The sequence below is a fragment of the Nocardia sp. CC201C genome, assembly GCF_030010695.1.
Lineage (GTDB): Bacteria > Actinomycetota > Actinomycetes > Mycobacteriales > Mycobacteriaceae > Nocardia > Nocardia otitidiscaviarum.
In genome coordinates, this window is sequence record NZ_JASCXP010000021.1 from 1 (window position 1) to 21,380 (window position 21,380).

Sequence of the window (21,380 nt, forward strand, 5' to 3'; positions counted from 1 at the left end):
GCTCGTAGAAGTTGTGCCGCGGCGGCGGGCACGCGGTCGCCCACTCCAGCGAATTACCGTAGCCCCACGGATCGTCCACGGTCACCACCTCGCCGTAGCGGTAGGACTTGAAGACATTCCACGCGAACGGCAGCACCGACGCGCCGAGGATGAACGATCCGATGGTGGACACGGTGTTCAGCGTGGTGAATCCGTCCATCGGCAGGTAGTCGGCGTAGCGGCGCGGCATACCCTCATTGCCCAGCCAGTGCTGCACCAGGAAGGTGGCATGGAAGCCGACGAAGGTGGTCCAGAAGTGCCACTTGCCCAGACGTTCGTCCAGCATGCGGCCGGTCATCTTGGGGAACCAGAAGTAGATGCCCGCGTAGGTGGCGAAGGCGATGGTGCCGAAGAGCACGTAGTGGAAGTGCGCCACCACGAAATAGGTGTCGGAGACGTGGAAGTCCAGCGGCGGGCTGGCGAGCAGCACGCCGGACAGGCCGCCGAAGAGGAACGTGACGATGAAGCCGACCGCGAACAGCATCGGCGTCTCGAAGGTCAACTGCCCCTTCCACATGGTGCCGATCCAGTTGAAGAACTTCACACCGGTCGGCACCGCGATGAGGAAGGTCATGAACGAGAAGAACGGCAGCAGCACCGCGCCGGTGGCGTACATGTGGTGCGCCCACACCGCCACCGACAGCGCCGCGATGGCGATGGTCGCGTAGATCAGCGTGGTGTAGCCGAAGACCGGCTTGCGGCTGAACACCGGGATGACCTCGGAGATGATGCCGAAGAACGGCAGCGCGATGATGTATACCTCGGGGTGCCCGAAGAACCAGAACAGATGCTGGTAGAGGATGGTGCCGCCGGAGGCCGGATCGTAGATGTGCCCGCCCAGGTGCCGGTCGTAGTACAGCGCCAGCAGGGCCGCGGTGAGAATCGGGAAGGCCAGCAGCACCAGGATGCTCGTGACCGCGATGGTCCAGGTGAACACCGGCATCCGGAACATGGTCATACCCGGGCAGCGCAGGCAGACCACCGTGGTGAGCATGTTGACGCCGCCGAGGATGGTGCCCAGACCGGATACGGCCAGCCCCAGGATCCACAGGTCCGCGCCGACGCCGGGCGAGTGCACGATGTCCGAGAGCGGGATGTAGGCGGTCCAGCCGAAGTCGGCCGCGCCGCCCGGGGTGATGAATCCGGCCGTGGCCATGGTCGCGCCGAACAGGTACAGCCAGTAGCTGAAGGCGTTCAGGCGCGGGAAGGCGACGTCGGGTGCGCCGATCTGCAGCGGCAGGATGATGTTGGCGAAGCCGAACACGATCGCGGTCGCGTAGAACAGCAGCATGATGGTGCCGTGCATGGTGAACAGCTGGTTGAACTGTTCCGCCGACAGGAACTGCATGCCCGGCCGGGCCAGCTCGGCGCGCATCAGCAGCGCCATCAGCCCGCCGATCAGGAAGAACGAGATGGCGGTGAACAGGTACATCTGACCGAGCGTCTTCGGATCGGTCGTGGTGACCGCGTCACGCAGGAACCCGCCCTTCGGCCTGCCACGCCGGGGGAACGGCCGGGCGGCCTCGAGGTTCTGTTCGGGTTTTGGAGCTACGGCAGTCACGCACATCCTCCTCGGGAGGGTATTCGTTGCGAACGATCCGATCGGCACCACAGCAGACGCGGGCACAGCGTACCCACAGCAAATAGATCTTCGCGGAAAACACTCCGATTCGGAAGAAAAGCAACCGAACTGGAAGAAAGAGCCCCACGGCGGCCGATGCCGAGCGCGACGGCGCGGCACCGGCGCCGGCGCTCAGGCGCTGAGGGGGCGCTGGAGGCGGTTCTCCGTGAAGCGGTCGGCGAGGAAGGAGAAGGCCCGCGGCGCGAAGCCGAAGGCCCCGGTGAGGTGTTCGAGCCGGGGCATGGTGTGCATGGTGACGTCCACACCGAGCTCACGCCAGTCCGCGTAGAGGTTGGCGGTCTGGCTGAACGGGACGATCTGCTCCCCTGTCCCCGCGCCGAGCAGGATCGGCGTGGCTGGCGGAATGGAACCCAGGCGGTTCTCACGCACCCGGGCGAGCACCTCCGGCACCTCGAGCGGGTGGCGGTGCACGAAACGCGCCGACTGGGTGGGCAGCACCGCGCCGTAGGCCATGCCGAACGCGAAACCGGGAACCACGTGGGCGCGGCGCAACACCGCGGCCAACATCCGGGCCGAGGGCTTGAGATGGGAGAGCACCTCGAGTTCGGGGTAGGCGGCGTCGATGCCCATGACCGCCCAGAACAGCAGGAAGGCGAACAGCTTTCCGTCGTGCGCCTCGAACATGCCCTCCAGATCCGCGGGCGGCGACCCCACGGCGCCGCCGACCAGCGGCAGATCGGGCGCGTAGCCGGGCTGCAATTGCAGCGCCCAGCCCGCCGCGCAGCCGCCCTCGGAGTAGCCGCAGATGGCGAGCGGACCGTCCGGATCCAGGTCCGCGTCGGCCAGCTGCCGGGCCGCCCGCATGCTGTCCAGCACCGACGGTCCCAGCGCCCGCCCCATCACGTACGGATGGGTGCCGTCGCTGCCGAGCCCGGGATAGTCGGTGATGGCCACGGCCCACCCGCGCCGCAGCGCCTGCGCGATGAACAGCGATTCGTACTCCAGACCGCGGCTCAGCTGCCACGACGCGGCGGCCACGAAATCGGCCAGGCCCTGGGTGCCGACCGCGTAGCCGATCAGCGGCCGTGGCCCGTCGGCGTGCGGGGTGCGCGGCACCAGCACGGTCCCGGTGACCTCGATGGGTGCGCCCTGCGCATTGGTGGAGGTGTAGCGGATGTGCCAGGCGCGGGCTCGATGCCGCAGTCCGGGAAGCAGATACGCTTTCATCCGCCGCGCCTCGAGCAGTCGCCCGGGCGAATGCTGGTGCGCGGTGACATCGGAGGAGCTCGGGAACGCGGTCATCGTCGATCCGCCTTTCACATCCCGGGCAGGCATGTTCCCCATGGCCTACCCGCCGTACTGCTGTCGCAAGGCCGCGCGGTCGATCTTGCCGGCGGCATTGCGGGGAATCTCCCCCGTGATCATGATGTCACGGGGTCGTTCGAAACGAGAGACGTTGGGATACAGATACTCTCGCAATCGGGTGACGGACGGTGACGATCCGGTCGCGGCCACGACATACGCCACCAGCCGCTGACCGTATTCCTCGTCGTCTACACCCATGACCGCCACATCCGATACATCGGGATGGGCGGCCAAAACGTTCTCCACGACTTGGGGATACACGTTCTCCCCACCCGAGACGATCATGTCGTCGGAGCGCCCGACCACGAACAGCCGCCCCGCGGCATCGAATCGCCCCAGGTCACCGGAGTCGATGAGGCCGGCCACCCGCTGCTTGTCGTGCCCGCTGGAATAGCCGGAGAACCCCTGTGCGCCACCGACGCAGATGCGCCCCGTGCGGCCCGCCGGGACGGGACGACCGGCGGTGTCGAGCACCGCCACCGCGGTACCCGCCACCGGCCTGCCCACGGTGCCGGGCGCGGCCCGCAGCTCCGCGGGCGTGGCCAGCGCGGCGATGCCGATCTCGGAGGAGCCGTAGCCGTTGCACAGGACCTCACCGAAGACGTCCATGAACCGGTGCGCGAGCGCGGGAGACAGCGGGGCGGCACCGCACAGCACGACGGCGAGCGCGGAGGTGTCGTACCGCTCGCGCACCTCGGTCGGCAGGTCCAGCACCCGCCGCAGCATGACCGGAACGACCGCCCAGGCGTCGGCGCGGCGGGCGGCGGTGGCGGCCAGCGCCGCCTCCGGATCGAATCCGCGGCGCAGCACCAGGGTTCCGCCCAACAGCAGCCCGAGCGACAGCACGGCCAGCCCGAAACCGTGGAACAACGGAATCCCGACCACGATGGTGGTACCGCTGCGCAAACCCAGTCGATACAGCGCGCTCAGCCCCGGGCCGAGGAACGACCGCACCGACGGCCGCCGCGGCACCCCCTTGGGCGCGCCCGTGGTCCCGGCGGTCAAAATGACGATGCGGCCCGGCCGAACCCGCCCCGGTGCCGGATATCCCAACCGGATCAACCCCTCGAGGCTCCGCTCCGCCCCGCCCGCACGAACTCGACCCGGATCCGCACCATCGCGCCCGGGCCGGACGCCCACCCCTTCGACGCCCACGGGCCCGCCCGCTCCACCGGCACCAGAACGCTCGCCGGAGCCGACGACCCCCGCCCGCTCGCCAGCCCTACCGCCCCCCGCGTGCGCGCCAACTCCTCCGGCGTCCGCATGCTCGCCGGCGCGGCTGATATCCGCATGCTCGTTGGCGCGGCCGGCATCCGCCTCGCCGGTCCGGCCACTCCCGGGCCTGCCGATCGGCGGCGCGTCCGCTCGCGCGGGCCGCGGACGATCGCCGACCCAGCCGACATCCCCGTGCTCGCCATATCCTCCGGCATCCGCACGCTCGCCACGGCGGCTGGCATCCGTATCCGAGCCGGTCCGGCCGACACCCCCGGGCCTGCCGACGGACGGCGTTTCCGCACGCGCGGGCCGCGAACGATCGCCGTCCCGGTCGCCATCCCCGTGCTCACTGGGGCGTGGCTCGTTTCCGCGGGCGGGTCGGGGGTGATCGCCGTCCGCTCCGGTCAGGATCGGGCCGGAATAGCCTGCGGCGCGGACCTTCTCGATGAACTCCGCGTCGCACACCAGGACCGAGGCGCGTTGCTCGGCCAGGGTGCGGCGCAGCGCCTCGGTGTGGAACTCGGTATTGCACAGCACCATGTCCGCGCCGCAGAGCGCGGCGGCCAACGCTGCTTCCACGAAGGCCCGGCCGTTGCGGCACAGCACCAGAACCGAATCACCGTGCCCGACGCCGTATTCGGTGCGCAATCCGCCCGCGAGGGCTTGCACCCGGCGGTGCAGCGTCGCGAAGGTGAGCGGGCTGCGCTCGTCCACCAGGGCGATGCGGTGCGGCCAGCGGGCGGCGGCGACGCCGAGCAGGGTGGCGATATTCGGACCGCGCCACACCGCACCGGCCAGGCGCGCCAGGGCGGGCGGACTCACCGGGGTCAGGATGCCGGACCGGGTGACCGCGGCGGCGACCTCGCGCAGCGGCGCGGTCACGACGACTTCCCCAGTGCCGCATCGGTATCGCGGGTGCACCGGACCCAGCCCCGCATCAGCAGGTCCAGCGCACCCGGCGCGGCGGCCGAGGCCACCCCGGCGGGCCACACCCACCACGGCTCGATATCGCGCGGCCTGCGCACGATGGCCCGCGCCACGATCTGCGCGGCCTCGTCCGGGAACAGACCCGGCAGCGCGCGCATGATCGGTGTGGGCGCGCTCATGCGGGTGTAGATGAGCGCCATGTAGATGGTGGTGACGGTGACCCCGTCGCGCCGAATCTCCGGGCTCACGCTGCGCAACCAGGTGTCGAAGGCCCCCTTCGACGCCTGATACGCACCCCAGCGCGGGCCGGGTCCGATGCGCACGCCGATGGTGGAGACGTTCACGATGTGCCCGCCGCCGCGCTCCCGCATGGCGGGCAGCAGCCCCAGCAGCAACCCGATCGGGCCCAGGTAGTTGATGTCGATGGTGCGTTCGAAGTCGTGGAATCGGTCGTATTGCAGGTGCAGGGAGCGGCGCAGCGATATGCCCGCGTTGTTGACGATCACGTCCAGCGCGCCGTGCCGCTCGGTGATCGTCTTGGCCAGCTCCGCCACCGCGGTCTCGTCGGACAGGTCGGCCGGATAGGCGACGGCCCGGCCGCCCGCGGCCTCGATCTCGGCGGCGAGGGCTGCCAATCGGTCGGCGGTGCGGGCGACCAGCAGCACCGTGGCACCGGCCGTGCCGAGCAGTCGCGCGGTGGCCGCACCCAATCCGTAGGACGCGCCGGTGACCAGCACCGTCCGCCCGGACACCGCCGCGCGCAGGGCCGACGCGTCACGCAGTCGCGGCGGGTTCACCACCCGGTCGGCCGCGCCGCGGGCGGTGTGGACGACGGTGTCCCACAGGCTCATCGCTTCTCCTCGATGACGCGCTCGGCCGCCACACCGGCGAGACCGACGGCGAGGGTGCGCGCGGCGAACCGCACCAGCTCCTCCCAGCCGTAGGCGTGCAGGTACTGGCGGACGCTGGTGAAGTGATCGGCCAGACCGTTGATCGAGGACCACAGCAGCACCAGCGCCGGTCCGAACTCGTCCTCGGGGGCGTCGTGGCCGCTCAGCCGCACCACCGCCTGGCGGGTCACGGCGAGCACCCGTCCCGCCGCGGCGGCCAGCACGCCGCCCACCTCCGGGTCCAGGTCGACCTCCCCGGCGAGCACGCTCCAGACGTTCAGTTCCCGCCCGTACACCCGGTAGACCTCGAGGTATTCGGTGGCCACGGCGACATAGAGGTTCTCGGCGTCGTCCGCGACGGCGCAGACGGGTTCGATGGCGTCGGCGAATTCGTGCAGGCGCTGCGCGTAGAGCGCCGCGTACAGCGCTTCCTTGGTGGCGAAGTAGGTGTACACGGTGCCGGGGCTGATGCCCGCCCCCTTGGCCACGTCCCGCATCTGCAGTGCGCCGAAGCCGTGCTCGATCAGCAGGGCGCGCCCGGCGTCGAGAATGTCGCGCCGACGAGCGTCGCGGTCACCCCACTTGGCCATGCGCCCTCCAGATTTTGAACACGGTTCATATTGAACAAGGTTCAGAATGCCCGTAACCGGGGTTCACGTCAACCCCCGTGCCGGGGCCGGTTCGCCCGCACTCATACGGCCCGGCGATATCGGGCGCGTCTCGATACAGAAGGTCACGGGAGTTTCTCATATTCCTTGTCGGGCAAGGAATTACCATTGGGTTCGTGCACAGCACACTGGAGGCGGCACGCCGTCATCTGCTCGGAGTGGATCCGGACGCACTTCTGCATTCGCGCAACCGGCTCGCCGAAACCGGAATCGCGCGTCTGGGATTTCTGCTGCCTCATCGCGTCAAGCGGGCACTGGCGGCAGAGGCGCTGGCCCTCGTCGAACATCATCGACAATGGGGCGAGCAGCTGCCGATCGAGTCCGCACCGCCATCGCACGGCATCGACATCCCACCGTGGACCATCGACGCGCACGCCGTGTTGATTCCACGGCTCTACGGCTGTGATGCGTTGCGGCACAACCTTTCCGTGGTGGCGGCCGAGACGGTGCTCCCCCACCCGGACGTGACCCGCTACGCGATCGTCCGGCGGCATCACGACGCGCCCTGCCAATGGCATTGGGACGACTACTCTTTCGCCTTCGTACTGGTGGTGGAATGTCCACCGCTGGCCGACGGCGGATTCGTCCAGACCGTGGCACACACCCGCCGCTCCCACTATCGCGAGGACATTCACCGCACGCTCACGCGAAATCCCATTCGCTCCTGGGAATTGCGGCCCGGCGATCTGTATTTCATGCGCACCGCCAGCACCCTGCACCGCGTGTACCCCTTCGAGCACGGCCACCGCACCATCGTCAGCATGAGCTTCGCGGCGCGCGGGGATCCGGAGCGGGAACGCACCGCGCGGGCGAACGCCGGCCGCGTCCCCGACACGCCCGGACCAGGTTTGATCACGGGTGAAGCGGCTATGACGAATCAAGTACCGTGATAGCCTCGTTCACTGATACGCAGCGGGGGGCAGTGTCGCCGAACCGTATATACCTGGGCAGCATCTGCCCCACCGGCACAGGCGATGACACATGGATCTTCTCAACCCCATCGACGCGATCTTCCTGGGCATCGAATCCCGTGAGCACCCCATGCACGTGGGCGGCCTACAGCTGTTCGAACCGCCCGCCGACGCCGGGCCGACCTTCACCCGTGACGTCTTCCGCCGGATGACCTCGGCCACCGACGTGCGCACCCGCTTCCGCCGCCACCCCAGCCGCGGGCTGTTCGGCGGATTCTCCAGCGTGTCCTGGTATCAGGCCGACGAGGTGGACCTGAGCTACCACCTGCGACGCTCGGCCCTGCCCGCACCCGGCGGCATGTCCGAACTGCTGGACCTGACCGCCCGCCTGCACGGCCAACTGCTGGACCGGCACCGCCCGCTCTGGGAGGCGCGGCTCATCGAGGGGCTCGACGACGGCCGCTTCGCCGTCTACATCAAGATCCACCACGCCCTCATCGACGGCGTCTCCGCCATGCGCCTGCTGCAGCGCACCCTCACCGACGATCCGCTCGATACCGAACTGCGGGTGCCGTGGACCATGGGCGCTCCGGCCCGACCGCACACCGAACCCGTGAGCCCATGGCAGCAACTACGAAAGGCGTTGCCCCGCACGGTATCCAGCGCCCGCGCCGCCGTGGGCCCGCTGCGCGGCGTGCTCGACGGCCGCCTGGAACTGCCCATGACCGCGCCGCCCACCATGTTCAACGTGCCGATCGGCGGAGCGCGCCGGATCGCGGTGCGGTCGTGGCCGATGGAGCGGATCAACGCGGTACGCACCGCCACCGGCGCCACGGTCAACGACGTGGTGCTGGCCATGAGCTCCGCCGCGCTGCGCGAATACCTCATGGACCACGACGCGCTGCCCGACCAGCCACTCATCGCCATGGTGCCGGTGAACATCCGCACCGAGGCCGAGACCGACGGCAATATCGTGGCCGCCTGCCTGTGCAACCTCGGCACGAATATCGCGGACCCGGTCGCCCGCCTGGAAACCATCAGCACCTCCATGCGCGACGCCAAGCAGATCTTCACCCAGCTCCCACAGTTGGAGGCCATCGCGCTGTCGGCCCTGCTGATGGCGCCGCTCGGCGTCTCCCTGCTCCCCGGCTTCGACGCCCTGCCCCGGATGCCGTTCAATCTGGTGATCTCCAATGTCCCGGGTCCGCGCACTCCCGTGTACTTCCAGGGCGCGCGCCTCGACGCCAACTACCCGCTCTCGATCCCCTTCGAGAGCCAGGCCATGAACATCACCCTCAACACCAATGGCGACAACCTCGATTTCGGCATCGTCGGCTGCCGCCGCATCCCCCACCTGGACCGACTGCCCGAACACCTGGAAAGCGGCCTGGCCGAACTCGAGAAGGCGGTGGCCTGACCCGGCGGGCGGGCGTCCCGCCGCCGCGATCCGGGCTCGCCTACGCTGTCCCGCGTGGATGTGGAGTGGGCTCAGCTGCGGGAACGGTGTCTGGTCACGGAGGACGACGCGGTGCTCGCGCTGAACAAGCCCGCCGGGATCTCGGTGACCGGGGAGCGGCACGACACCGACATGGTGGAACTGGCGGCGGCCCAGGGGGAGAAACTGTACCCGGTGCACCGGATCGACAAGGTGACCTCGGGACTGGTGCTGCTGGCCAAGGACTTGCAGGCGCACGGGCAGCTCACCCGGCAGTTCACCAAGCGCACCGCGGCGAAGGCGTACCTGGCGATCACCGCGACCACCGGCCTGCCCGAGCACGGGGTCATCGACCTGCCGTTGAGCGTCGGGCGCAAGAACCGGGTGCGGATCGCCGCGCCACGCGAGAGCATTCGATGTGACGCGGACACCTGGACCGTCGATGCCGCGGATGTGCTGGCGGGCAAGAACTATCCCTCGGTCACCGAGTTCACCACGCTCGCCGTGACCGATGAGCACACGGTACTGGCGTTGCGACCGGTCACGGGGCGGCGGCATCAGATCCGGGTGCATCTGGCGTGGATCGGGCATCCCATCGTGGGCGATCCGCTGTTCGACCGGTCGGGGACGCACCCGCGCACCCATCTGCACTCGTGGCGGCTGCGGCTGGACGCCGACTGGCGCACCCCGCCGGTGCTGGATCTGCGGGCCCGGCCCGGCGCGGATTTCTGGACGGTCGACGGAGCACCCGTCATCGCCGATCCCGAGGCGCTGTTGGCCCCGGAATAGCTCCACGACCAGTCGATAGCAGACACCTATAAGCGGTGTCGAGGCTCACCGAGACCTGGGGAAACCCGGTCAACTACGCTGGAAAACGTGCCTCCCGCGGCACATCGGGCGCAATGGCGCGATCCAGGAACAGAAAGCGAATGCCGATGGTTCTGTTGGCACATCTCAGTGACACCCACTTCAATGGCGGAGGCCGCAACAGCGACCGCGCCGAACGGGTCATGGCCTTCCTCGCCGAGCTGCCGACACGCCCCGACGCCATTCTCGTCTCCGGCGACATCGCCGACGAAGGCAGTGCCGAAGAGTACGAGCAGGCGCACGCCGTGTTCCGGAGTGCCGATGTGCCGGTGCTGCTGCTGCCCGGCAATCACGACGACCGGGGCACCATGCGCGAGATCCTGTTCGGCGCGGCCCCCAGCTACCAGCCCATCAACCAGGTGCACCGCGTCAAGGCGCTGACCGTGGCGCTGCTCGACTCCAGCATTCCCGGCAAGAGCGAGGGGCTGCTCGCGGACGAGACGTACGCGTGGCTGGAGAATCTGCTCGCCGCCACGCCCGCGGACGACACCGTGGTCATCGCCATGCACCATCCGCCGGTGCCGATCAAATCCACGGTGGTGGACCCGATTCCGCTCACCAACCCGGAACGGCTGGCCGAGATCGTCGCCGGGGACGACCGCATCGTGGGCGTGTTCACCGGGCACGCGCACGTGCCGGTGCAGACGCTGTTCGCCGGCAAGCAGTTGGCGATCGCGCCGAGCGTGTCCTCCTTCATCGGGTGCGAATGGGAGGTCGGCGTCCCCGGTCAGGTGCCGATCGACTTCGCGCCGGAACCCTCGCTGTACTTCCACGCCATCGAGGACCGCCGCCTGCTGACCTCGCTGCGGCCGGTACCCCTGGGCGGCGGGCTCACCGAACCAGCGGAGTGACCCGGTTGCGGCGGTAGGCCGACGGCGTCGTACCGGTCCAGCGCTTGAAGGCGTGGATGAAGGTGGAGGCCTCCGCGTAGCCCAGGCGGATCGCCACATCGCTCACCGACAACGGTGTCGCGGTGAGCATCTCCTCCGCCAAGGCCCTTCTGACCTCGTCCAGCAGCGCCCGGTAGCTGGTGCCCGCCGCATCCAGATGTCGGCGCAGCGTCCGGGTGCTCATATTGAGATCTTTTGCCACGGAGTCGATTCCGGGCGGCGCGGCGAATCCGTCCGCCCCGCCGCGCGGCACCAGCCGCTCCCGCACCTCGGCGGCGATACCGGTGCGGGCGCGCCGCCGCGACACCAGATCCCGGCACTGCGCCAGGCACATGGCCCAGGTGGACTCGTTGGCCTGCGGCAGCGGCTGTTCCAGTTCCACCGGATCCAGTGCGAACAGGTTGTGCGGCTGCTCGTACGCCGGTGTCACTCCGTAGATCTCGGTGATCAGCTCGGCGCCCGCGGGTGCCGGGAAGTCGAACTCCGCCCGCACCAGGGCGACCTTGCGCCCCAGCAGATCGCAGAGCATCTGATGCATGGCGGTGACATCCCGCTGCACCAGAAACCGCCGCACATCCGCGGGCACCCGCTCGTCGTGGACCCGGGCGACGAACTCACCGGGCCGCCACCGCGCCACCGGAATGCAGAAAGTGAAGCTCAACTCCAGATACCGCAGCGCGAACGAGATCGCCTCGCCCAGGGTCGGACTGCTGACGCAGGCGAACCCGAAGATCCCGAACGTGGTGATCCGATACCGCCGCCCCACATCCACCCCGAGCAGCGGCTCGTCCCCCAGCTCCCGCACCAGATTCCGCACCACCGCCAGTTCGGTCCGCGCGTCGATCTGCAGGTCCGGATCCGCCAAGGTCGCCGCGGTCAACCCGGTCCCGCGCAGCATCAACTCCTCCCCCACCCCCCGTTCCCGGGCATACCCCACCATCAAGGCCGCACTGGCGACTCCCCGTGGAAAGTCCCAGTCCCGAATCTCCGGCTCCTGCACCGCGCCCATCCGAGCATTGTGGCCGAAAGTCTCAATCAGAACCAGTCTCGGGCAGGTCACGCGAGGAGGGCATCGGCGACGGCGTAGCCGAGCATGGTCGCGCCCAGGCCGGTCGCGACATTGACGACGATCGTGAGGGCCGCGTGGCGGTAGGCGCGGGTTTCGGTGAGGCGGAGGGTTTCGTAGGTGAAGGTGCTGTAGGTGGTGAGGGCGCCGCACAGGCCGGTGGACAGGAAGGCGGTCCAGGGGGTGGAGAGGGCGGCGGCGGTGAGGGCGCCCAGGAGTAGGCAGCCGGTGAGGTTGACCGTCGCGGTGCCCCAGGGGAGGGCGGTGGCGTGGCGGGATTGGACGGCGCGGTCGATGAGGTAGCGCAGGGGTGCGCCGAGCATGGCGCCGAGGACGACCAGCAGCGGGGTCACGGGGCCACCTGCTGTCGACGGGTGATGCGGTGGGCCCGGCGGGTCAGTGCGACGGCCGTGGCCGTGGCGGCCAGTGCGCAGAGCAGGGTCAGGGCGAGGTAGGCGATGGCGGTCGGGACCGTTTCCGGGGTGAGCAGGGCGCGGGTGTCGTCGGCGTAGGTGGAGAAGGTGGTGAACCCACCGAGGACGCCGACCCCGAGGAAGGGGCGCAGCAGCGGGTGGGCGGGCCGGATCTCGGTGATGGCGACCATGAGGACGCCGATGAGGAAGCAGCCGAGGACATTGGCGGCGAAGGTCGCCCACGGGAAGCCGCCCGGTGCGGTGGGCCAGATCTGCGCGAGTGTGTAGCGGGCCAGTGCGCCGATCCCGCCGCCCAGGGAGATCACGGCCAGGATCGCGCCGTGGGAGCGGGAGAGTTCGCGGCGCTGCTCGGGTGCACGGATGTCGACATCGGGGTCGATCGCGTCGTGGACGGTCAGCTCACTGGACACAGGCGTCTCCTACTCCATCACCGCAGGGGTGCTTCTGGGGTAGGGACTGTTGGTGGAATCCACGGTTGTTCGGAACCGGTCGGCCCGAAGCGGCGAGCCCCACCGCCGCGTGCGCTCAGCGTACCGGTCAACCCCCCGGGTGGGGGATCGACCGTGGGTGAGATCACCGTGGTGCGCACCCTCCGGGCAGGTTGGCCGAAGATCTCGATCGGCTCACGCCAAGGCGGATTCTAGAGTGGAGAGCAACCTAGTGTGAGGAGCGCCACAATGCCGTCCGTGATCATCATCGGCGCCGGATTCGGGGGGTTGGGGATGGCGATCGAATTGCAGCGCAATGGCTTTCGCGAATTCACCATCCTCGAGAAGGCGCAGGATCTGGGTGGGGTGTGGCGCGAGAACACCTACCCGGGAGCGGCGTGCGATGTGCCGTCACCGCTGTACTCGTTCTCCTACGAGGCCACACCGGATTGGCCGCAGCGCTATTCGGGGCGACGCGATATCCACGCCTACATGTGGGAGGTGGCGCGGCGGCACGGACTGCTGGAATCCATCGTGTTCGGCGCGGAGGTGACCGAGGCCGAGTTCGACGAGACCACCGGCCGCTGGACCGTGCGGACCGGCGACGGCGTGACTCGCACCGCCGATGTGCTGGTATCGGCGGTCGGGCAGCTGTCGCGGCCCGCCTGGCCCTCGATACCGGGGATCGACACCTTCGCGGGGCAGTCGTTCCATTCGGCGCTGTGGGATCACGACGTGGACCTCAACGGCAAACGAGTGGCCTGCATCGGTACCGGAGCCAGTGCGGTGCAGTACATTCCGGAGATCCAGCCCGCGGCGCGGCGGCTGACGCTGTTCCAGCGGACCCCGGCCTGGGTGCTGCCGAAGTTCGACACCGATTACACGCCGGTGCATCACCGGGTGCTGCGGCGGATTCCGGGAATGCCGCTGGCCGAGCGGGTTTCGTGGTGGCTGATCGGCGAGACGGTGGCGCTCGGACTGGTGGAGTTTCCGGGCATCGCGCGGGTGGTGTCGCGGATCGCGGAGAAACATCTCGCCGAACAGGTGCCGGATCCGGAGCTGCGCGCCGCGCTGACGCCGGACTATCCCATCGGCTGCAAGCGGGGGCTGTTCTCCAACGACTACTACCCGGCGCTGACCCAGCCCAATGTGGAGCTGGTGACCACACCGATCGCCGAGATCGTGCCGGAAGGCGTGCGCACCGAGGACGGCATTCCGCACGCCGCTGACGTGATCATCTACGGCACCGGATTCAAGGGCACGGAATTCCTGTGGCCCATGAAGATCCGGGGCCGGGGTGGGCGGAATCTGGCCGATGTGTGGGCCGACGGGGCGCACGCCTACCTGGGGATGACGGTGCCGGAGTTCCCGAATCTGTTCCTGGTGTACGGCCCCAACACCAATCTCGGCGTGGGGTCGATCATCTACATGCAGGAGTCGCAGGCCCGCTACATCCGCGGCGCGATACAGGTGTTGGCGGAACATCCGGGCTGCACCCTGGAGGTGCGACCGGAGGCCGAACGCGCCTTCAACATCGCGTTGCAGCAGCGCCTGGCCCTGACACCGTGGAACTTCTGCACCAGCTGGTACCGGAACGAGGCCGGGAAGATCACCAACAACTGGCCGGGGACGACGCGCAGCTATCGGCGGCGGACCCGCAAGGTACGGCCCGAGGACTATGTCCTCACCCGGGTCCGCTAGTCGCCGACCGCACCGCCCGGCGTCACCACGACAGCTCGGCGCACCGGCGCGCCGAGTCCGCGCCCTCGACCTGCAAGGTCGCGTGCTCGATGCGGAAGTCGTGCGCCAGCACGTGCTGGGCGGCGCGCAGCACGTCGTCGCCGGTGTGCCCACCCGCCACGGTGATGTGCGCCGAGGCCACCTCCATCCCGGAGGTCAGCGTCCACACGTGCAGGTCGTGCACATCGGCGACGCCGGGCACGGCGTGCAGGGCGGCGGCGATCTGCTCGACATCGAGGTTCTCGGGGCTGTGCTGGAACAGGATTCGCAGCGAACGGCGCGCCAGCACCCAGGTGCGGGGCAGCACCCACAGGCCGATGGCCACACCGATGATCATGTCCGCGTAGCGCCAGCCGGTGGTGAGGGTGATGGCCGCCGAGACCAGTACGCCCACCGAGCCGATGAGGTCGGCGAACACCTCGAGGTACGCGCCGCGCACATTCAGGCTCTCCTTCGCGCCCGAGCGCAGCAGCAGCGCCGACGCGATATTGGCGACCATGCCCAGCGCGCCCACGATGAGCACCGGCCAGCCCGGCACCTCCGGCGGCTCACCCAGTCGCGCGATGGCCTCGTACAGCACATAGATCGCCACGCCGAACAGCAGGACGGCGTTGGCCAGTGCCGCCAGCACCTCGGCGCGGTAGTAGCCGAAGGTCCGGGTGTAGGTGGGGCGGCTGCGCTTGGCGAGCAGGATCGCCGACAGCGCCATGCCGACGCCGACGACATCGGTCAGCATGTGCGCCGCGTCGGAGAGCAGCGCCAGCGACGAGGTCCAGAACGCGACCACGAATTCGGCCAGCATGAAGACGGCCGCGATGCCCAGCGCCATCACCAGGCGGCTCAGATACTTGCCCGACGCGCTCTCCGGCGCGATGCCATGCGAATGATCGTGTCCCACGATGGTCCAAACTATGCATAGTTGCGCATGAATGCAACACCTACGGTCGAACGAATTCGGCCCGCCCGCCCGGAACGGCTCACGAGCCCCGGCCCGACCCGCGCGGTATCGCCCCGACAGTGTCGGTTGCCACCCCGGTTCACGCCGAAACGCGCACGGGCGACAGTGGGTCGATCGCCACCCGGCCGATCGCCACCCGGCCGATCGCCACCCGGCCGATCACCACCCGGCCGATCACCACCCTGGTCGCACCGTAACCCGCGCGGCCGGTGGAGTACCCCACAACTCCGCACCAGCGCGGACCGATGCACCCGACTCCCCGGGGACCCCTGCGGACAGGCCGGGCACCGGTCGGTACGTGCACACCCGCGCACACGGCAGACTGGGTGCGTGACTGTTTCGCCCGGAGCTTCCGCACCGCACGGCCCGCTGCGCCCGATCGAACTCGCCACCGGTGCGGTACTCGGCGGGGCGACCGTCGGTTTGGTGACCGTCGGGTCGGTGGTGCCGTTCGCCGCCGCACTGCAACTGGTGGCGGCCGTGCCGATGGGACTGCTCGCATACCGGCACCGGGTGCGGGCGCTGAGCACCACCACCGTCGCGGCCACCCTGGTGACCTTCGTGGCGGCCGGAATCGTCCCGGCGCTCAACCTGGCGTCGGTCGCGGTGATCGGCGGCATCATCGGCGTGGTGAAACGGCGGCGCGGCGGACTGCTCGCGGTGCTGGGACTGTCCACACTGGCGGGACTGGCTGGGGCATCGTTCTCCGTAGGATTGCTGCTGCTGTTCTCCCGGGCACGCCAACTGGTGTTCGACACTATCCGCAATACCGCCGCCGGCGTGGAGAAGATCCTCGCCAGCGAGTCCGCCCTGGCACCGCTCGGCCACGCCATCGCCGATCTCACCGATACGGTGCTGCGCTGGTGGTGGGCGTGGATCGCGGGCGGCGTGCTGGCGGGTGTGATCACCAGCGGTCTCATCTCCTGGTACGTGCTCGGCTCGGTGCTGGAACGGCTGTCCTGGCTGCCCGGCCGCGACCTGCTCGACGCCCCCGCCGACGACCGGCCCGTGGCACCGCTGCCGGTCGCCCTGCACCGGGTGTCGTTCCGCTATCCGGGGGCGCGCACCCCGGCGCTGGCGGACATCGACCTCACCGTGCGGCTCGGCGAATTCGTGGCGGTGGTCGGGCACAACGGCTCCGGAAAGTCCACGCTCACCCGGATTCTCGCCGGACGGCCGCCGACCTCCGGCACCGTCACCCGCCCCGGCTCCGCGGGCCTGGGCGTCACCGGCGGCACCGCACTGGTGCTCCAGCGGCCGGAGAGCCAGACCCTCGGGGTGCTCGCCGCCGACGACGTGGTGTGGGGCCTGCCCACCGAGATCGCCGCCACCGTCGACATCGAGGGGCTGCTGGCCGAGGTCGGACTCGGCGGCATGGGGGACGCCGAGACCGCGACGCTGTCCGGCGGGCAGCAGCAGCGGCTGGCCGTGGCCGCCGCCCTGGCGCGCCGCCCCACCCTGCTGATCGCCGACGAGGCCACCGCCATGATCGACCCCGACGGCCGACGTGAACTGGTCGCCCTGCTGGCCGACCTGCCGAAACGGCATGACATGGCGGTGGTGCTGGTGACCCACCACGAGGCCGACGCCGCCATGGCCGATCGCGTCGTGCATCTGCGCGACGGCCGCACCGTCGACCACCTGCCCGCCTGGCCGCGACCCGTCCGCGAGCCCCGGCGGCGGCCCATCGGCGAACCCATCCTGCGCCTGCGCGGCCTGCGCCACACCTACAATCGCCGAACGCCTTGGGAGGCACCGGCATTGCACGGAATCGACCTCGACGTGTACCGCGGCGAGGCGTTGCTGATCGTGGGCGGCAACGGATCCGGCAAATCCACCCTGGCCTGGATCATGGCCGGACTCACCGTGCCCACCGAAGGCACCTGCATCCTACTCGAGCCCACCGGCCCCCGTCCCACACATCGCCGAATCGGGGCCGTGCAGTTGGCATTTCAGCATTCCCGCCTGCAATTGCAGCGCCAGACGGTCGGCGCGGAGATCGAGGACTGGGGCGGACACGGCACCCTCGCCATCGGCCGCGCCCTGGACGCCGTGCGGTTGGACCGCGCCCTGGCCACCCGCTCCATCGAGGAACTCAGTGGCGGACAGGCGAAACGGGTGGTGTTGGCGGCCATCGCGGCCAGTCGCCCACAGGTGGTGGTACTGGACGAACCGCTGGCGGGGCTCGACCCCGAGGGACGCGCGGATGTGGTGGAATTGCTCGGGCGACTGCGGGATTCCGGCCTCACGCTGATCGTCATCTCCCACGATGTCGACGACATGGCCGTGCTGTGCGACCGCACCGTGCACCTGAGCGGCGGGAAACTACTCGAACCCCCTTCTCCCCCAACGCGATCCGCGCCACCGCAGCACCCCTATCCGACGAACCAGCCGGAGGCATGGCGATGAGCGGCCCAATTCTGCGCGAAGTCCCCGTGGCGAGCCCGGTACACCGACTGTGGGCCGGTACCAAGATGATCGCCGCCTTCGCCGTCAGCGTCCTGCTGATGTTCATTCCGTCCTGGCCGGTGCTGGGGATCTGTGTGGCCTTCCTGGCCGCGGTGTGGCTCACCGCGCGGCTACCGCTGGGCACCCTGCCGCGCTTCCCCTGGTGGTTCTGGGCGGGGCTGCTGCTCGGCGCGCTGATCAATCTCCCCATCGGGAGCGCGGCGGTGCTGCGCTATCTCAATGTGGCGGTATTCGGACTCATCCTGTTGAGCGCGTCCTTCCTCATCGCGTGGACCACACCCATGGGGGAGATCGCGCCCGCCCTCGCAAAACTCGGCGCGCCGCTGCGGCGGATCGGGTGGACGCGGCGTGGGGTGCGGCACGCGGTGCCGGTGGACGAGTGGGCGGTCGTGGTGGCGCTGACGCTGCGCGGGCTGCCGCTGCTGCTGGAGGAGATGCGGATTCTGCGGGCCTCCCGGAAACTGCGTCCGAGCGACGGAATGTTGCAGCGGGCCGCGAATCCGCTGGTGGACATTCTCACCGCGGCCCTGGCGGTGTCCACGCGGCGAGCGGGTGAACTCGGGGAGGCGATCACCGCGCGCGGTGGCACCGGAGAACTCACGGCGCGGCCCAGCACACCGGGTCGACGGGATATATACGCTCTCGCTATCGTCGGGGTCGTCTGCGCCGGTGCGATTCTGGTCGACGTGCTGTTCTGAGTGGGTTTCCCGGCGGCGCAGATTCCGCTGATGCCCAGGCGTTTTGCCTCCCGACCTCGGTCTGGGCCGAAAATCGTACGGCGTGTCGGTGGGGCGCGCTACCGTTGGCGATTGAAGATCGGATGAGGGATCACGATGCGATTCGCATCACGGCTGCACACGCGCGAGGGGTGAGGAAGTTTCAGCGTGTGCGGCCAGCGTTGACAGAACAACCTGATGAAGATTGGACAACCGCAGATGTACCGCAAGATCACGGCTGTTGCCGCACCGGTAATCACCGCCCTCGCCATCGGCACCGGCGCCATGGGGACCGCGCAGGCCGACGCCGTCGCCCCCGATATCGGATACGAGGCCAAGCTGGTCGGCAATACCGTTGTCACCAGCCTCACCAACGGAACCTTCCAGCTCGCCGGCAATTCGGTGAACATCAACGACAATGCCGGGCGCACCTGGGTGAGCCTGCCGCTGGCGTTCCAGCAGGACGGCACGGAATACTCGCTGCCGCACAACATCAGTGCCGACGGCGCCACGCTGTCGCTGACGGCGATCAAGGACGAGTCGACGGCTCGACCGGCCGGGATCAAGCCGGTCGCCTCGCCGAAGGAGAACCTGTTGGCGCAGCAGACGTTCGCCAGCCAGTTCGGCATCGCCACCGCCATCGGGGCGTTCATCGGCACCGCGCTCGGCGCGGCGGTCGGACTCACCGGCATTGTCGGCGGCCCGACCGTGATCGCCAGCGTGATCGCGGGGGCGGCCATCGGCGGCATCATCGGCACCCTCGTGGTGGGTGGACCGACGCTTATCATCGCGGGGATCGACCTGATCAACACCCTCATGGCGCCCCCGGGGACCAGCAAGTTCGCCGGAGCCAACTGAGCCGGGCCAACTGAGCCGGGCCAACTGAGACGGAGCCGACTCGGCCGGACGCCGGGCCCTAGCCGACCGAACCCGGACAGGGAGCGGTCGGGAAGCAACGATGGAGCGGTCAGGGTGGGCTCCGCACTTGCCCCACCCTGTGCCCTCGGTGCGGCCCGGCGCACCCGTGGCACAGTCCGCCCAATCACGGACTGTCCGATCGCAATCGGTTCAGACCTCCTCGGGGGCTGCGCGCCACACGGATGTACCCGCCCCCGGCCACGTGCCCGGGAGCCTGCTCCGGCAGCACGTTTCGCCGCATACCAACCACGGCACCGGCACCGGTCGATCTGGGGGACCTCAGCGTCGGCCACCACGCCCGCCGCCCTGGGAACCCGCGCATCCGCCATTCGGCTCGCACATCCTCCGCGCAGGCGTCATTCCCGCTCCCGCACCGTCCGCGCACACCCGCCCCGGGTTCGCACGCACCGGGAGCGACGTCAGTTCTCCGCGCATTCGCGGGGAGCCGGAATTCCCGCGAATCGGTCCGACAGGTACTTCATCGCGCCCACGGATTCCACCAGGGCCGCGGGATTGTGGCCGGGCACCCGCGAGTGCACCGAGACGAGCGTCGCGCCGCCCGCGCAGTAGCGATTCCGCAGCGCGGTGAATCCGGCCACGGGGATCACGTCGTCTCCGGTGCTGTGATAGAGGTACAGCGGGACGTCGGGGGTGGATCCGCCCAGCTCCTGGGGTTGCGCGGTGGCCTCGAAGGCCGGGTGCGACAGGAGGTTCGGGACCGCCGAATAATTGTCCACGCGATCGAACGGGTGCCGCACCACCAGGTCCGCGCCGCAGGCTTCGGACTCCTGCGCGAGCGCCGCGCGGCCGCGCTCGTCGAGCAGGTCGATCAGGCCCGAGGCGGGGTCGTTGCGGGCCAGCGACAGCAGGATGAGCAGGGCCAGTCCGGCCTGGAGGCTGCCGTCCACGCCGCGGGCGACGGCCGGGATATTCGCGGGCACCCCGCCCGCCGTGACCCCGTGCAGCCACACATCGGGCGCATAGGCCGCGCGCAGTTGCGTGGCCCAGAGGGTGGCGAACGCACCGCCCGAGTAGCCCCAGGCCCCGATCGGGCTGTCGGCGGTCAGCCCCAGCGGGGCGAAGTCGCGGGCCGCCCGGATGCCGTCGAGCACACCGCGCCCCGAGGTCACCCCGTCGAAGAAACGCGACTGCGGCCCTTGATAATCCGAGACCACCACGGCCCAGCCGCGGAGCAGCGCGGCGGCCAGGAACGGAATGTCCAGCAGCGTGTTCACGATGGAGAAGTCGCGGCCGCCGCGCAGGGCGTAGGAGGGCGCGCATCTGGTGCCGAGGCTGTCCTCCGCTATCTGGTACGACAGCAGCGGACGCCCACCGGGATTCGTCCAGGCTCCGGGCGGCAGCATGACCGTGGCGACATTCGCGATCGGGACGCCCAGCGAATCGGTGCTGCGGTACTGCAACTGCCAGGCGGCCACCGGCAACGGCAGCCCGAACACCGCGATGGGCCGCGAATCCAGCACGGCCCCATTGGCGTAGGCCGACAGGTTCGCCGGGGGCGCGTAGAACGGATCGTCGTCCGGCACCGGAATCTGCGGTCTGGCCAGCGGCGCGACCGCCGCGGCCAAGGCGATCACCACCGCGATCAGGAATATCCACCAGCCCCTGCCGCCCCGCGCGCATCCTCGAATCCGCGCGCCGCCCTGCCGCATTACGCCTCCAGCGTCGTATCCCACCGACGCTCCAGCTTCATCAGGCCCGTGATCGCGCCGTACCTACTCCCGGCGCATCGGAGACCTCAAGGTACTGCGGACCATCCGGCCTGGTCAATGGACGTCCGACGCTCCTCGGCGCGTCTCGCGACCCGGGCGTGGCGTGCGCGCACAGCCGCCCACCACCGCTGC

At 69.5% G+C, this 21,380-nt stretch carries 19 protein-coding genes; 8 read left to right on the plus strand and 11 right to left on the minus strand.

Annotated elements, in window-relative coordinates:
- From ctaD to QK444_RS04165, 5 genes are all read right to left on the minus strand, one after another.
- Positions 1 to 1,600, minus strand: a 1,600-nt coding sequence (ctaD, locus tag QK444_RS04145) for a cytochrome c oxidase subunit I (RefSeq protein ID WP_282777210.1), incomplete at its 3' end; no start/stop codon positions are given.
- Positions 1,601 to 1,792: 192 nt separating this feature from the next.
- Complete coding sequence (locus QK444_RS04150) at positions 1,793 to 2,923, minus strand: lipase family protein (protein ID WP_282777211.1); 1,131 nt, start codon at positions 2,921 to 2,923, stop codon at positions 1,793 to 1,795.
- Positions 2,924 to 2,968: 45 nt separating this feature from the next.
- Positions 2,969 to 5,083 carry an AMP-binding protein gene (locus tag QK444_RS04155; RefSeq protein ID WP_282777212.1) on the minus strand — a complete coding sequence of 705 codons (2,115 nt, stop codon included), beginning with the start codon at positions 5,081 to 5,083 and terminating at the stop codon, positions 2,969 to 2,971.
- Positions 5,080 to 5,979 carry an SDR family NAD(P)-dependent oxidoreductase gene (locus QK444_RS04160; RefSeq protein ID WP_282777214.1) on the minus strand — a complete coding sequence of 300 codons (900 nt, stop codon included), beginning with the start codon at positions 5,977 to 5,979 and terminating at the stop codon, positions 5,080 to 5,082. The genes QK444_RS04155 and QK444_RS04160 overlap by 4 nt, the downstream gene beginning before the upstream one ends.
- On the minus strand, positions 5,976 to 6,608 hold the full coding sequence (locus QK444_RS04165) for a TetR/AcrR family transcriptional regulator (protein WP_282777216.1): 633 nt from the start codon (positions 6,606 to 6,608) through the stop codon (positions 5,976 to 5,978). Before QK444_RS04165 ends, QK444_RS04160 begins: the two co-directional genes overlap by 4 nt.
- Before the next feature lie 194 nt (positions 6,609 to 6,802).
- On the opposite strand from QK444_RS04165, the gene QK444_RS04170 reads away from it, so the two are divergent.
- From QK444_RS04170 to QK444_RS04185, 4 genes are all read left to right on the plus strand, one after another.
- Positions 6,803 to 7,576, plus strand: coding sequence for a hypothetical protein (locus QK444_RS04170; protein WP_282777218.1), 774 nt, complete (start codon positions 6,803 to 6,805; stop codon positions 7,574 to 7,576).
- A 91-nt stretch (positions 7,577 to 7,667) separates the two neighbouring features.
- A complete protein-coding gene (locus tag QK444_RS04175) occupies positions 7,668 to 9,014 on the plus strand; it encodes a wax ester/triacylglycerol synthase family O-acyltransferase (RefSeq protein WP_282777220.1) in 1,347 nt (448 codons plus the stop codon).
- Between the two features lie 54 nt (positions 9,015 to 9,068).
- Entirely contained in the window at positions 9,069 to 9,821 is a 753-nt protein-coding gene (locus QK444_RS04180) for an RNA pseudouridine synthase (protein WP_282777222.1), read from the plus strand.
- A gap of 140 nt (positions 9,822 to 9,961) precedes the next feature.
- Positions 9,962 to 10,750, plus strand: a complete 789-nt coding sequence (locus QK444_RS04185; protein ID WP_282777224.1) for a metallophosphoesterase — start codon at positions 9,962 to 9,964, stop codon at positions 10,748 to 10,750.
- Here QK444_RS04185 and QK444_RS04190 read toward each other — a convergent pair.
- The 3 genes from QK444_RS04190 to crcB (QK444_RS04200) are packed head-to-tail and all read right to left on the minus strand — an operon-like array spanning position 10,731 to position 12,699.
- Positions 10,731 to 11,798 (minus strand): AraC family transcriptional regulator, encoded by a 1,068-nt coding sequence (locus tag QK444_RS04190; RefSeq protein WP_282777226.1) that lies wholly within the window; start codon positions 11,796 to 11,798, stop codon positions 10,731 to 10,733. The two genes, QK444_RS04185 and QK444_RS04190, sit on opposite strands and share 20 nt — an antisense overlap.
- Positions 11,799 to 11,845: 47 nt before the next feature.
- Positions 11,846 to 12,208 carry a fluoride efflux transporter CrcB gene (crcB, locus tag QK444_RS04195; protein WP_282777228.1) on the minus strand — a complete coding sequence of 121 codons (363 nt, stop codon included), beginning with the start codon at positions 12,206 to 12,208 and terminating at the stop codon, positions 11,846 to 11,848.
- A complete protein-coding gene (crcB, locus tag QK444_RS04200) occupies positions 12,205 to 12,699 on the minus strand; it encodes a fluoride efflux transporter CrcB (protein ID WP_282777230.1) in 495 nt (164 codons plus the stop codon). Before crcB (QK444_RS04200) ends, crcB (QK444_RS04195) begins: the two co-directional genes overlap by 4 nt.
- A gap of 267 nt (positions 12,700 to 12,966) precedes the next feature.
- Between crcB (QK444_RS04200) and QK444_RS04205 the strand changes: the two genes are divergently transcribed.
- Positions 12,967 to 14,418 carry an NAD(P)/FAD-dependent oxidoreductase gene (locus tag QK444_RS04205; RefSeq protein WP_282777231.1) on the plus strand — a complete coding sequence of 484 codons (1,452 nt, stop codon included), beginning with the start codon at positions 12,967 to 12,969 and terminating at the stop codon, positions 14,416 to 14,418.
- A 22-nt stretch (positions 14,419 to 14,440) separates the two neighbouring features.
- On the opposite strand, the gene QK444_RS04210 is transcribed toward QK444_RS04205, so the two are convergent.
- Together QK444_RS04210 and QK444_RS04215 are read right to left on the minus strand one after the other, a co-directional pair.
- Positions 14,441 to 15,355 carry a cation diffusion facilitator family transporter gene (locus tag QK444_RS04210; RefSeq protein ID WP_282777232.1) on the minus strand — a complete coding sequence of 305 codons (915 nt, stop codon included), beginning with the start codon at positions 15,353 to 15,355 and terminating at the stop codon, positions 14,441 to 14,443.
- A 139-nt stretch (positions 15,356 to 15,494) separates the two neighbouring features.
- Entirely contained in the window at positions 15,495 to 15,638 is a 144-nt protein-coding gene (locus tag QK444_RS04215) for a hypothetical protein (protein WP_282777234.1), read from the minus strand.
- Positions 15,639 to 15,745: 107 nt separating this feature from the next.
- On the opposite strand from QK444_RS04215, the gene QK444_RS04220 reads away from it, so the two are divergent.
- The 3 genes from QK444_RS04220 (at position 15,746) to QK444_RS04230 (ending at position 19,458) form a co-directional block, all read left to right on the plus strand.
- Positions 15,746 to 17,824 (plus strand): ATP-binding cassette domain-containing protein, encoded by a 2,079-nt coding sequence (locus QK444_RS04220; RefSeq protein ID WP_282777236.1) that lies wholly within the window; start codon positions 15,746 to 15,748, stop codon positions 17,822 to 17,824.
- Entirely contained in the window at positions 17,821 to 18,582 is a 762-nt protein-coding gene (locus QK444_RS04225) for an energy-coupling factor transporter transmembrane protein EcfT (protein ID WP_282777238.1), read from the plus strand. The genes QK444_RS04220 and QK444_RS04225 overlap by 4 nt, the downstream gene beginning before the upstream one ends.
- 216 nt (positions 18,583 to 18,798) lie before the next feature.
- On the plus strand, positions 18,799 to 19,458 hold the full coding sequence (locus QK444_RS04230) for an ammonium transporter (protein WP_282777240.1): 660 nt from the start codon (positions 18,799 to 18,801) through the stop codon (positions 19,456 to 19,458).
- Between the two features lie 479 nt (positions 19,459 to 19,937).
- On the opposite strand, the gene QK444_RS04235 is transcribed toward QK444_RS04230, so the two are convergent.
- A complete protein-coding gene (locus QK444_RS04235) occupies positions 19,938 to 21,212 on the minus strand; it encodes a lipase family protein (RefSeq protein WP_282777242.1) in 1,275 nt (424 codons plus the stop codon).
- Between the last annotated feature and the right edge of the window lie 168 nt (positions 21,213 to 21,380).

Bases quoted from the DNA above. Each gene is read 5' to 3' on its own strand.
- QK444_RS04230 (WP_282777240.1), top strand. From the start codon at position 18,799: ATGAAGATTGGACAACCGCAGATGTACCGCAAGATCACGGCTGTTGCC.
- QK444_RS04190 (WP_282777226.1), bottom strand. From the start codon at position 11,798: ATGGGCGCGGTGCAGGAGCCGGAGATTCGGGACTGGGACTTTCCACGG.
- QK444_RS04160 (WP_282777214.1), bottom strand. From the start codon at position 5,979: ATGAGCCTGTGGGACACCGTCGTCCACACCGCCCGCGGCGCGGCCGAC.
- QK444_RS04205 (WP_282777231.1), top strand. From the start codon at position 12,967: ATGCCGTCCGTGATCATCATCGGCGCCGGATTCGGGGGGTTGGGGATG.
- QK444_RS04225 (WP_282777238.1), top strand. From the start codon at position 17,821: ATGAGCGGCCCAATTCTGCGCGAAGTCCCCGTGGCGAGCCCGGTACAC.
- QK444_RS04150 (WP_282777211.1), bottom strand. From the start codon at position 2,923: ATGACCGCGTTCCCGAGCTCCTCCGATGTCACCGCGCACCAGCATTCG.
- QK444_RS04185 (WP_282777224.1), top strand. From the start codon at position 9,962: ATGCCGATGGTTCTGTTGGCACATCTCAGTGACACCCACTTCAATGGC.
- QK444_RS04175 (WP_282777220.1), top strand. From the start codon at position 7,668: ATGGATCTTCTCAACCCCATCGACGCGATCTTCCTGGGCATCGAATCC.
- QK444_RS04165 (WP_282777216.1), bottom strand. From the start codon at position 6,608: ATGGCCAAGTGGGGTGACCGCGACGCTCGTCGGCGCGACATTCTCGAC.